Origin of the sequence: Pectinatus cerevisiiphilus (assembly GCF_004341685.1) — a bacterium.
GTDB classification, from domain to species: Bacteria; Bacillota; Negativicutes; order Selenomonadales; family Selenomonadaceae; genus Pectinatus; species Pectinatus cerevisiiphilus.
The window spans coordinates 1-1,651 of sequence record NZ_SMAA01000044.1; the positions used below are offsets into that span (position 1 = coordinate 1).

At 37.1% G+C, this 1,651-nt stretch carries 2 protein-coding genes; both read right to left on the reverse strand.

The genetic code is table 11. The annotated features are described in order from the left end of the window. Positions 1–1,126, reverse strand: a 1,126-nt coding sequence (tnpC, locus tag EDC37_RS12190) for an IS66 family transposase (protein ID WP_132551740.1), incomplete at its 3' end; no start/stop codon positions are given. An 82-nt stretch (positions 1,127–1,208) separates the two neighbouring features. Beyond that, on the reverse strand, positions 1,209–1,565 hold the full coding sequence (tnpB, locus tag EDC37_RS12195; protein WP_132551742.1) for an IS66 family insertion sequence element accessory protein TnpB: 357 nt from the start codon (positions 1,563–1,565) through the stop codon (positions 1,209–1,211). Between the last annotated feature and the right edge of the window lie 86 nt (positions 1,566–1,651).

Below are 1,651 nucleotides of genomic sequence, written 5' to 3' on the forward strand. Positions count from 1 at the left end.
TTTCTTGCTGGAGACGTTCTTTTTGCCTGTTTTGTATGGATTCTTCTATTAATATTTTTTCTATGGCAAACAGTTTATTTATTTGTTTTATGCTTCCTTGTGCTATTGTCCCGAAAAGATCATTAGTGTCAGAAGGTATTGCTTCAACAAAGTATCTTCTGGCATGAGCCCAGCATAGGCAATGTTTTATATTTTCTACTTTTTCATAGCCAACATAGGCATCGGTGTGCAGATAACCACTATATCCTTTGAGAAAGTTTTGGGCATAATCGCCTTTTCTTCCCGGCTGGTATTCAAATATACGGATATTGTGTACGGGATCATATTTACCGCTGCTATACAGCCACATATAGGATTTTGCTGTATTTTTACGGTCTTTTTCGCCCATTACCTGCACTGGTGTTTCATCAGCATGAATAACTTTTTCTTGTAAAAGATATTCATGCATTTTATTTATTATGGGCAGCAGCCATTCCTGTGCTGCTAAAACTATCCAATTGGCAAGTGTTGCCCTGTTTAGTTTTATGCCTAGTTGCTGCCATTGCTTTTCCTGACGGTAAAGCGGCACAGCATATCCATATTTTTGCAGCATAGTATGAGCTATTGCTGAAGGGGTGGCTATACTATGTGGTATTACACATGCTGGTATTTGCGGTTTTTCTATGCTGAAATGTTCATTTTTTCGGCAAGTGCGACATTCAAATGTTTCCCGGTAAATATCTATTACTTTTACTTTAGCCGGGATATATTCTAATTCACTGCGGATAAATTCTTCACCCATGGATACAAGTTTACTTTGGCAGCGGTTACAAATCCTTTTATCCTCAGGTAATGTTATAACTTTCTTTTCATGTGGTAGATTTTCCAGCAGTTCTTTTTTCTGTCCGGAATATTTTTTGCGCTTATGTTCTTTTACTATCTGTATTTCAGGTTCAGGAGCATCTTTTTTCGTTTCCTGCTCTGCTTCGTCAAACAAGCTCAATTGATCTTCACAAATAACAACTGTTTTTTCTGTTTTACGTCCAAATGCATGTTTGCGCAGATAAGCAACCTGTTCCTTAAGGCGCAGATTCTCTTCTTCTAATGTCGTTATGCGTTTTTTCATTGAAACTTCCAGCTGTGTCATAAATAACCGTCCTTTGGGAAAAAAGATGTTTACAGTATAGCAGAAAGACCAAGAAATTCATAGCGATTTATGAATTCCTTGGTCATATACAACTTTTAGATGTTATTTTCTTTACAGCTTTAGGCTGGTTTATGCATAAACCCTCCAATAGCCAGCGTAACTGCTGTCGGCTTAAATCCAGTACTTCTTCGGGGGTATCCGACCACTGGAATTTACCATTTTCCAGTCTTTTATATAAAAGTACAAAACCATCACCTTCAAATAATAATGCTTTAAGTCGGTCATGTTTCCTGCCGCTGAATAAAAACAAACTTTTCTCAAAAGGATCCATCTTGAATTTTTGTTGCACCAAAAAGCAGAGTCCATCTATTGACTTTCGCATATCTGTATGCCCACAGGCTATATAAATATGCTCTACCGAAGATATGTCACCGAGCATACTTATGTTCCATTTTTATAAATAACGCCAGCATTTCTTCCAAATATTGAGAATGCATATTGTCCTGTGTTTCCAAGCAAAAATTT